The following is an 8,246-nucleotide window of genomic DNA, read 5'->3' as shown; positions in this document are numbered from 1 at the left end:
GGTCTCTTGGGGTAGAGATTTCAAGATCGCCTGTATCACTGCGGACGGTCTTTTTAGTGTGTCCGTTGCGCTTGTTTGGTTTATCTGCTTTCTCATGCTTGGGGTAGCCGAGATGGTCTTCCATCTCAGCCTCTAAGGCAGTATCGATAAAGGATTGCATGAGCTGCTTTTGGAAGTCTTTGATGTCATCGAAGCTGTTCATGCTACCAGCCATTTGCTCGGCCAGTTTTTTAATGTCAGATTGAGTAGTCATTGCTTATTCTCCTGTTAATGGATTATAAGCAGTTACACAGTTTTTAGGAAACTCCCCCTTTTTATTTTGAGCGCACTATATAAAATAGAGTATGAGATAAGAAATTTAACGCTCTCACTTATACTTGAAAGTCTTTACCTAGATAAACGGATTTCACTAAATCATTTTCTAACACTTCAGCCGAAGTGCCTTCTGCAATGATAGCGCCTTCTGATACGATATAAGCCTTTTCACAAATCGCCAATGTATCTCGAACATTGTGATCGGTGATTAAAACGCCAATACCGCGATTTTTAAGCGTCAAAATAACGTCTTTAATATCACCGACAGAGATAGGATCTACCCCTGCAAAAGGTTCATCCAATAAGATAAACTTAGGATCAGCGGCCAATGCTCGCGCAATCTCACAGCGTCGACGCTCACCGCCTGACACACTCATACCCTGAGACTTGCGCACATGTTCTAAATGGAACTCGCCAATCAACTTTTCAAGTTCTTGCTGCTGTTCAGCTTTACTTAATTCTGTACGAGTCTGTAGGATAGCTAAGATATTATCTTCGATAGATAATTTACGAAAGATTGATGCTTCTTGTGGTAGATAGCCGATACCCGCACGCGCTCGCTCGTGCATTGCATATTTAGATAAATCCATTTTACCTAGCGTAACACGGCCTCTATCCATATTGACCAGTCCCACCACCATATAAAAGCTAGTCGTTTTACCAGCACCATTAGGCCCCAACAATCCTACAACTTGACCCTGTTCGATAGAAAATGAAACGTCTTTGACTACCCAACGCTTTCCATAGCGCTTGCCTAAATTTTGCATAGTCAATCGAGCGACAGGCGCCGTATTGGTATTTGATGCCGATAGGTCTAGATTTTTATCATCGCTCATAACTTACTCTTACTTTCACAAAATTTAAGCATTGCTAAAGGCAGACTTATTTACTCATAGCCTGTTTATTTGGATTAACGTACGCCACTTTGGTTTGTACCGTTATTAGGCGGGAATACCAATTCAACGCGCTGATTGCCACTAGCAGTTGCTTCAACATCACCTGCTTTTAGGCTATAACGGATAACATTACCAGCAAAGCTTGCACCATTCTGAACCAGTTTTGCATTACCAGTTAGTGTAATAATCCCAGACACTGCGTTGTAGTCAATTTTATTAGCCTGCCCTTTTGCCAAGCCTTTCTCTTGTGTGACTACTTGCTGCATAGTCGCTGGACGGCCAGTTGCTACCGCTGAGTTAATGCTGCGCTGCTGAGAAAGATTGACCGTGATGTTATCGGCCGTCATCTTAAACGTACCTTGAGTAATAATGACATTACCTGCATAACTGGTCACGCCGGTACGCTCACTATAAGTGGCCTTATCTGCTAGCAATTTGATCTGCTGATTAGAATCTGATGGCAATGCATGACTATATAGCGGTAGCGCCAATAACATCACCATTGGCAGTGCGCGTAATTTGTGCAAGCAGAGTGATGATGCGCGTAAAGTAGGCAAAAATTTAAGTTTCATATAAATAACTCATTTCATAATAGGTGGTAGGATTTGCAAACTTTATACTAGCTGCTATTTTTTGACACAGTAAATAAGAAGTACTTTGATTAAAACAATGCTTTATCTTGGCGTTCAGATGGAGAAAAAGCAACAGCCACTTGGCCAAATTCGTACTCACCTGTCTCAAGATTGGCAGTCATACTAGAGGCTTCAAATCGATTCATGCCTTGTTCGATTTTCACAGGCGCATCACTATATACTTTGCCTGATTTCGTATTACCTTTTAGCGTACTACCAGTCACTTTTATTGGTTCGATATCAGGAGTACTCTTATTGCCTTCGCTCACCAGTGTAAATCCACCTGATAAACTAAGCTCCCCTGTCTGTTGACTGATGGCTGCACTGCCCGCTTGAATACGATAGCGTTGCTCTGCAGATGGCTCCCAATTCATGGTAATGCCTGACATTTCATCCTGATTGGTCTCAGGATTATGTGTCAAAGATTCAGCAGTAAGCTCGTATTCGGTTTCACCTTGCTCATTCGTCTGTACAGCTTTGATATCGGTAGCTTCATAATCGACATCTGTCGTTTCAATATTGACTGGCGGCGTTACATCGCCTTGCTGCTGAAAAAACCAACCCGCGATACCAGCAATAATTAAGGCTAATACAATTAAGACACGTGTATTCACGACTGGTTATCCTGAGTTTGCGCCTCATCAAGCGTGTAATGCGCGATAAAGTCTTGATAATGTCCATGACCTTTTAAAATAAGATCACATATCTCGCGCACTGCACCAGTACCGCCAGCACGAGTCGTTACCATGTCACTGCGCTTGATAACTTCAGCATGCGCGTTAGGTACGGTTGCCGCAAATCCTACTGTTTGCATTGCTTTGATATCCGGTAAATCATCGCCCATATAGGCACAGTCGGCAGCAGTGATATTCAGGGCAGGATCTAAAGACGATAGCAGCTCGTTTAATGCGATTAATTTATCATCACGGCCTTGAACCACATGGTTGACGCCCATTTCTGCTGCGCGCTTATTCACCATTGCACTACTACGACCGGTAATAATGGCTGTCAAAATACCGTAACGCGCTAACGACTTAACACCCACACCATCCTGTACGGAGAATGCTTTGGTCTCAACACCATTGGCATCATAGATAATTTGACCATTGGATAAAATTCCATCGACATCCATGACCAATAGTTTTACTTGTCCGGCTTTCTGTATCAAGTCCTGCATTATTTATCTCTTTTTAATATTTATTTTCGAAGTGTTATTCTATGTAGCTTAACTATTTCAACGGCAACTCACAAACCTTATGTGACACCAGCTTGCAGCAAATCATGCACGGTAATAATAGCTTCTAGACGATCTTCATCATCAATAATCAATAACTGGCTAATACCACTCTCATTCATGACACTAAGCGCATCTGACGCACGCATCGTTTTACTGATATGGCGTGGATTGCTGACCATTACTTCTTGCATTGGCGTTTGTAGATCGATACCTTTTTCTAACCCTCGGCGCAAGTCACCGTCTGTGAACACGCCGACGACCTTATTAGCATTATCAGTCACCACTGTCATACCCAAGCGACCAGCAGACATGGTAAACAAAGCTTGTTGCAATGGGGCCTGCTGATGAATCAAAGGCAAGTCTTCTGACTTGGTATGCATTAAATCTTCGACACGCGTCAATAGCTGACGACCCAGGGCACCAGCAGGATGCGATAGTGCAAAATCTTCAGACGTGAAATTACGTGCGTGTACTAAAGCAACCGCCAATGCATCTCCGAGCGCTAAAGTAGCTGTCGTACTGGAGGTAGGCGCTAGATTAAGCGGACAAGCCTCTTGCGACTGACCAAGTGTCAACACAATGTCAGCTGCTCGTGGCAACATACCGCGTTTATCACGACTGATACTAATGAGAGGAATATTTAGATGCTTAACAACTGGCAGTAGCATCTTGATTTCATCTGACTCACCTGAGTTTGAAATAGCAAGCAGCACATCACCTTTTACAAGCATCCCCAAATCACCATGCCCTGCTTCACCAGGATGCATAAAAAAAGCAGGCGTACCCGTTGAAGCAAAAGTCGCTGCTATCTTGCGTCCAATTAATCCTGATTTGCCCATGCCCGTGACCACCACTCGACCCTTGCAAGTCAGAATGATGTCACATGCTTGTGCAAATCTGTCGTCAATCTGCTCTGTTAGTAGTGCTAACGCAGATATCTCTGTGTTAATGGCCTCGATAGCAGTGGTAATAAATTGCTCATGGGTTAAGTTGTTTTTGGTATCACTCATGAATCCGCTCTGTTTTTATAATGAATCAATACGCTATTTTACTACACTATGTTTCATATTAGTAATGGTCTACAAAATCTACACTAATATAGTGCTTTGTACCAAATAAAGAGCTTGCTGCTATTTATACAAAAAAAACCCACTATTATCAGCAGGTTTTAAACGAATAAGTCATGTCTTAATATTTTTTTAGACCACATGCTCGATTAATGCAGTGCTTTAGCTGTTGCTATCATTAGAACCATCGTTTGGCTTATTTTCAAAGCCGGTGTTATCTGCCGTGGCATCAAAGCCACGATCTTGACCAAAACCACCACGCTCGAAGCCGCGCTCTTGACCTTGTCCAAAGCTACCGCGTTCAAAACCACGATCCTGACCTTGGCTAAAACCACCACGATTGAATCCACTGCGACTCGATGCGAATCCGCGCTCTTCAAAGCCGCCAGCAGCAGGGTTACTACCACGTTCAAAACCACCGCCTTGATATCCAGTCGGTGCTGCGCTCTGAGGCTGAGCACTTGTACCTGTCGTCGTACTACTACGCGGGTTACGCGCTGGCACGACTGTTGAGATGGCATGTTTATATACCATTTGGCTCACTGTGTTTTTCAGGAGAACAACATATTGATCAAATGATTCAATTTGGCCTTGTAGTTTAATGCCATTTACCAAAAAAATAGAGACAGGAATGCGATCTTTGCGCAGCGAGTTCAAGAACGGATCTTGTAAAGTTTGTCCTTTTGACATGAAATCTCTCCTAAATATTATATAGTTATGTTTTGAGTGCCAATTATTTTAAGTGTTAATTTAATTATAATGGCTAAAAGGTAGATACAATAAGGTGTTTTCTTTATAAAACGTATCTAAATAAATATTCGTTGCTCTTAAGTGATTCCACTTTATCGCGAATACGTTATTATTGTAAATAATTAAGTAACTAGTTGTTTCGTTAATGATTTCTGCCTACAAAAGTTCATAAACCAGACATCATAACAATGCTCAATGCACTGAGCCAAATTATAACAGCTATCTATGTCAATTTTTGAAACTAATTGTGTTGGCTATCATTGCACTTTAAGACAAGTACTCTCGTGCTTCGGCCATGGTTTCAAACGTTTGTAATATCATACGACTGCTAGCATCAGCCCCGCTCTCAGAGTCTGCTATCCCACTTGATGATGCACTGGGCAGTTGCATTACCTTTCTCAGCCACGTGTACTGACGTTTTGCTAGCTGTCTTGTAGCATATAATGCCTTATTTTGCATTTCCTGACAAGCAAGCGCCTCGGTCTCTTGGTTAGCCATGTTTGGTTGAGCAGCTGACTGAGCAACATTAGCTGGGATTTCTTCTCCGTTGACAGCTGTATGCTTGCCAAAAGCTTCATAAAATTGAGCTTTATCCAGATGAGTTTCGTCAAATATCGGATGATCAATGTGCACCAAGTATTCTAGTACTTGCCTGTAGCCCACACAGCGCATCGAAGGCATATTAGGCGTGAGCGGATACTTTTTTAGTAAGTCTATGACTTCAGTCACTAGTCCTTCATTCCACATGATATCTAGGCGTTGTTCGATACGATCATGTAGCCATGGACGATCCGGCATTACCGATAGCGCATGCCATTGCTGCTCTGGATTATTTGCCAATGCTTGCTTTGGCTTGCGCTGCCAGTCACTTATTGGAATATGTGTTTGTAGATAAACTTCAACTGCTCGCGTGATACGCTGAGTATCAGTAGCATTCAAGCGCTCATGGCTTATAGGGTCTATACTCCCCAAATAATCATATAGAGCGCTAACACCTTCCTCTTGACGCCACTGCTCTACGCGCGCGCGTACGCTGTCATCGCTATCGGGCACAGGAGACAACCCATCGAGTAGCGCCATGTAATACATCATGGTGCCGCCTACTAATAATGGTATCTTGCCATTTCTATGACATTCGTCAATAAGACGGGCAACGTCACTGACAAACTCAGCCACGCTATAGCTTTGCATAGGATCAATGATATCGACCAAATGATGTGGATAACGCGCCAACTCAGCCGCTGTTGGCTTGGCTGTGCCAATGTTCATGTCACGATATATCAGCGCTGAGTCCACTGAGATTAATTCAAAACGACCTGTATCGTATAGCTCGTACGCCAGTGACGTCTTGCCGCTAGCAGTTGGTGCCATAAGACAAACCACGCTGTTATCCGTCAGTTTGTGAGGTAGGATATCAGACGAATGTTGCATAAAGTGGCCTTTCATAATATATGGATAACTCAGATATCGATTGGTTTAATTGCTTTAAGATGTTGTAATTATTTTCAGATATTCAGGATAGCATTAGCTTTACTAAGCGATGACTGTCTATCGCTTTAATAGCATTGTTCATGATTATTCCAGTAAGATCATTCACAAAAACCATTGAATCCTGTGCAGACATTTGCGCATTGACCATTATAAGTTGCTGATTAATCTCAGTAGCACTGTTTGGCAATCTATCTTTTTTGAATACTTGCTGACTAGAGGTAAGTGATTCGAACAACTGGCTTACTTTAAACTGCCAGTCTTTAGCACTTATCAGTGCACACTGCCCTTGGTGATAAAATAATAACCAAGGTAGCTTTTTATCATCTGTGTTTAAGTCCATGTCAACAGCTTCTACATCGTTAATGATATCTAAGCAAATTGGTAAAGATGCAGAGGTAGCTGCTCCATCAGAATAATGTGAAGTGCTGTGGTTACTATTGTTACTTTGGTCTGATCGTTCATTGATATAAGATCGCGCTGACTCTTGCAATAAAGGATTACTTGAAAGTGATTGGTTTGCAGTAGACTGATAAGACTGTCTAGTAGATTCTACTTGATTATTCTGCCTTTGGTTATTGCTAGACTGACTACTTGAGATGGGCATTTCAGACGAACGACCTTCAGAAGCATCTACGTTTGATAATTCCGCAGATATGTATTGGCTATCAGCTTCGGTCGTCGCTACGGACGCAGATGCAGAAACAATTCCAAGCCCAAACTTAGCTACATCAATCGTTTTCAACTGCGTACGAACTGTATGGCCTAAGTGCGCCATAATATTATTCAATGGACTGATTTTGATACGTTGTTTAGATGGATGCACATTGATATTTAACCATTGAGTTGGTAAATCAAAATACAGTGCATACCCCATACCTGCTAGCTGCGCACCTTGTGCCAGTTGACGTATTTGATTGCTAATCAATGCTTCTTTTACCAGTCTGCCATTTACATACATCAGCTTTGGTAAGTCAGATTTTTCATAATGCAATGGCCATAACCAACCACTAATCGCTGCCTGATTAACATTGTTATCATCGTATTCTACAGACGAATGCACCAGACTCGATAAGTCTATCGATATTGCTAATGCATTATCTGTCAACGCCATACCAGTCGCTTGTTCCAACCGCGGCAGTGGCAAGCGACTGGTATTATTGTCATTATTACCACTAATACTCGTAGCACTTGCAGATAATGATAGACGCTGTTTATTGTCATGAAAAAGTGTCAAAGCAACATCGGCACGCGCCAGTGCGACTTCTCGGACAATGGTTTCGATATGACCGAATTCAGTAGCAATAGATTTTAGGTTGCCACGGCGGGCAGGCACGTTAAAATACAAATCTTTTACGACAATCGTGGTACCACGGTTATGGACAACTGGCAACAGTTTCGGTGTGTCATCTAATACGCCAGCGACCTGTAATTGACGGCCAATGCCACTATCATCATGACTACTGATTAAGGTCAAACGCGAGACAGCAGCCATCGCTGCTAATGCTTCACCGCGAAAACCCAACGTCGTAATACCATGCAGATTAGCAACGTCAGCAACCTTACTGGTCGCATGACGAGTGATGGCCATAACCATGTCATCAGGATGAATGCCGACCCCATTATCCACTACCTCAATCAGACCCATACCACCTTGAGTGATGCGCACCTCAATATTGGTCGCACCAGCATCGATGGCATTTTCCAGCAGCTCTTTGACCACTGCTGCTGGACGGGTCACCACCTCACCTGCTGCTAATTGATTGATTAGCAACGGCGATAGTTTTTTAATGCGTTTATTAGGATGATTATCTGGCATAGATAGATGTCATGTTTTTGGAAAGTAGCGATTGGTGTAATT

Annotated in this window: 9 protein-coding genes; all 9 read right to left on the bottom strand. The window is 42.6% G+C overall.

Going from position 1 to position 8,246, the window contains the following annotated elements; genetic code table 11:
* On the bottom strand, positions 1-253 hold a 253-nt coding region (locus JMX63_RS06905; protein ID WP_201556083.1), incomplete at its 3' end, for a transposase.
* Between the two features lie 118 nt (positions 254-371).
* Positions 372-1,082, bottom strand: a complete 711-nt coding sequence (lptB, locus tag JMX63_RS06900) for an LPS export ABC transporter ATP-binding protein (RefSeq protein WP_406947833.1) — start codon at positions 1,080-1,082, stop codon at positions 372-374.
* 143 nt (positions 1,083-1,225) lie between these two features.
* Entirely contained in the window at positions 1,226-1,783 is a 558-nt protein-coding gene (gene lptA, locus JMX63_RS06895) for a lipopolysaccharide transport periplasmic protein LptA (RefSeq protein WP_406947832.1), read from the bottom strand.
* 89 nt (positions 1,784-1,872) lie between these two features.
* On the bottom strand, positions 1,873-2,457 hold the full coding sequence (gene lptC, locus JMX63_RS06890) for an LPS export ABC transporter periplasmic protein LptC (protein ID WP_057760443.1): 585 nt from the start codon (positions 2,455-2,457) through the stop codon (positions 1,873-1,875).
* The gene (locus JMX63_RS06885) at positions 2,454-3,020 is read right to left on the bottom strand and encodes a KdsC family phosphatase (protein ID WP_201571719.1); all 567 of its coding nucleotides are present in this window, start codon (positions 3,018-3,020) and stop codon (positions 2,454-2,456) included. Before JMX63_RS06885 ends, lptC begins: the two co-directional genes overlap by 4 nt.
* Before the next feature lie 77 nt (positions 3,021-3,097).
* The gene (locus JMX63_RS06880) at positions 3,098-4,090 is read right to left on the bottom strand and encodes a KpsF/GutQ family sugar-phosphate isomerase (RefSeq protein ID WP_201571718.1); all 993 of its coding nucleotides are present in this window, start codon (positions 4,088-4,090) and stop codon (positions 3,098-3,100) included.
* A gap of 219 nt (positions 4,091-4,309) precedes the next feature.
* Positions 4,310-4,837, bottom strand: coding sequence for an RNA chaperone Hfq (gene hfq, locus JMX63_RS06875; protein ID WP_201571717.1), 528 nt, complete (start codon positions 4,835-4,837; stop codon positions 4,310-4,312).
* 327 nt (positions 4,838-5,164) lie between these two features.
* Positions 5,165-6,328 (bottom strand): tRNA (adenosine(37)-N6)-dimethylallyltransferase MiaA, encoded by a 1,164-nt coding sequence (gene miaA, locus JMX63_RS06870; protein WP_201571716.1) that lies wholly within the window; start codon positions 6,326-6,328, stop codon positions 5,165-5,167.
* 82 nt (positions 6,329-6,410) lie between these two features.
* Positions 6,411-8,204 carry a DNA mismatch repair endonuclease MutL gene (mutL, locus tag JMX63_RS06865; protein ID WP_201571715.1) on the bottom strand — a complete coding sequence of 598 codons (1,794 nt, stop codon included), beginning with the start codon at positions 8,202-8,204 and terminating at the stop codon, positions 6,411-6,413.
* Between the last annotated feature and the right edge of the window lie 42 nt (positions 8,205-8,246).

The organism is Psychrobacter nivimaris, from assembly GCF_904846365.1.
Classification (GTDB): Bacteria; Pseudomonadota; Gammaproteobacteria; order Pseudomonadales; family Moraxellaceae; genus Psychrobacter; species Psychrobacter nivimaris_B.
Note: the sequence above shows the minus strand (reverse complement) of the source record. Positions and strands in the feature narration are given on the sequence as shown.

Bases quoted from the DNA above. Each gene is read 5' to 3' on its own strand.
- lptB (WP_406947833.1), bottom strand. From the start codon at position 1,082: ATGCAAAATTTAGGCAAGCGCTATGGAAAGCGTTGGGTAGTCAAAGAC.
- lptA (WP_406947832.1), bottom strand. From the start codon at position 1,783: ATGAAACTTAAATTTTTGCCTACTTTACGCGCATCATCACTCTGCTTG.
- miaA (WP_201571716.1), bottom strand. From the start codon at position 6,328: ATGCAACATTCGTCTGATATCCTACCTCACAAACTGACGGATAACAGC.
- JMX63_RS06880 (WP_201571718.1), bottom strand. From the start codon at position 4,090: ATGAGTGATACCAAAAACAACTTAACCCATGAGCAATTTATTACCACT.
- mutL (WP_201571715.1), bottom strand. From the start codon at position 8,204: ATGCCAGATAATCATCCTAATAAACGCATTAAAAAACTATCGCCGTTG.
- JMX63_RS06885 (WP_201571719.1), bottom strand. From the start codon at position 3,020: ATGCAGGACTTGATACAGAAAGCCGGACAAGTAAAACTATTGGTCATG.
- hfq (WP_201571717.1), bottom strand. From the start codon at position 4,837: ATGTCAAAAGGACAAACTTTACAAGATCCGTTCTTGAACTCGCTGCGC.